The organism is Streptomyces anandii JCM 4720 (genome assembly GCF_014650655.1).
GTDB classification, from domain to species: domain Bacteria; phylum Actinomycetota; class Actinomycetes; order Streptomycetales; family Streptomycetaceae; genus Streptomyces; species Streptomyces anandii.
Window position 1 is genome coordinate 78,811 of record NZ_BMVJ01000001.1, and the last position, 1,487, is coordinate 80,297.

Sequence of the window (1,487 nt, forward strand, 5' to 3'; positions counted from 1 at the left end):
CCGCCGGCGTTGTTGATCTGGGACACGAGCACCCGGTAGTCGACGGCGGCCACCGTGTACTGACCCGTGGTGTAGAAGTCCCGGATCTGCTCGTCGCTGCCGCCCAGCGCCTGCGTCGCACCGGTGCGGACGCTCTCGTACGGGCTGGTCTGGGCGAGGTCCGTCACCTGCTGGCGGATCTCGTCCGTCTCCGCCTGCTTGGCGCCCCTGCGCAGATAGTCCAGGACGGTGTCGTCGTCACCGGAAAGGGCCCGGGCGGCGGCCTCCTGGCGCCAGGCGCCGTACTGCTTCAGCGCCCGCAGCGCCACCGCGCGGCCCTTGGCGGCGACGGCCTTGGTGTCGGCTCCGGGCTTGTCGGCCTCGGCCGCGAGATCGGCGGTGTCCTCGCCGATCTTCTTGTCCTCCAGCGCGACCTGGGCCAGCTGGGAGGTGAAGGCGTCGGCGGCGTCCTTCTGCGACTGGGCGCTCTCCATCGCCGCGCCTGTGCGCGTCGCGAGGTCCTCCGCCTCGGTCTTGCGGGCGATGGCGAACACCTTGTGCGCGGTGGCCGCCGCCTTGGTCGCCGTGTCGGCGGCCTCCTTCGCCCTGCCCGCCTGCTTGGCCGCCTCGGCGGCCGCCCTGGACGACTCGCCCGCGTGCTTGGCGGCCTCCTCCGCCGCGTCCGCCGCGTTGTCGGCGTGCGTGGCCGCCGAGTTCGCCGCGTCCCGCGCGTCGTACGCGGCCTGGGCGGACTCCTTGGCCAGTGACTCGGCCGCGTTCGCCGCCCGGTTCGCCTCGCGGGCGTGGCGCCGGGTCTCGGCCGCCGCGGCCTGCGCCTCGCCCGAGTGGACACCGGCGGCCTCCGCCTGCCGGTTCGCCTCGTCGGCCGCGTCCGCCGCCGCGTTCGCGTCACTGATCGCGCTCAGCGACGCCTTGGCGGCCGCACCGGCGGCCAGCGAGGCCCGCCCGGCCTGCTCCGCTGCCGCCGCCGACGACTTCGCCAGTGCCCCGGCGGCACGCGCCGCCTTGGCCGAGTCCCGCGCCGAGCCGGCGTCCTTCTTGTCGTTGGCGGCATCGGCCGCCGCCTTGTACGCCGCCCCGGCCGCGTTCGCGGCCGCGGTCGCCGCGGCGGCGGTCTGCGCAGCGGCCAGCGCCGCGATGCGCGCCGAGCGGTCGGCGGCGTTCGCCGCGCCGATCGCGGTCTGCGCCGCCTCGGCGGCCGCCCTCGCCGCCTCCGCCGCCTGGCGCGCCTTGGCCGCGGCCCTGACCGAGTCGTTCTTCGCGGCCGCGGTCTCCTTCGCGGCCGTCTGCGCGGCCGCCTTCGCCAGCGCCGAGGCGGCGACCGCCTTGGCCGACGCCTCCTGCGCCGACTTGGTGGCGTCGTCGGCCTGCGCGCCGGCCTGCTTGGCCTGCTCGGTCAGCTGCGCGATGGTCGCGTGCTCCTGGTCGCGGTTGCGGGCGGTGAACTGCCCGACCTCCAGGAACTCGACGATGTCCTCCGGCGTCCC

Annotated in this window: 1 protein-coding gene; it reads right to left on the minus strand. The window is 76.5% G+C overall.

The genetic code is table 11. The features are described from left to right. Positions 1-1,487: ALF repeat-containing protein (locus tag IE249_RS00355; protein ID WP_268249658.1), on the minus strand; the 1,487-nt coding region annotated here is incomplete at both ends.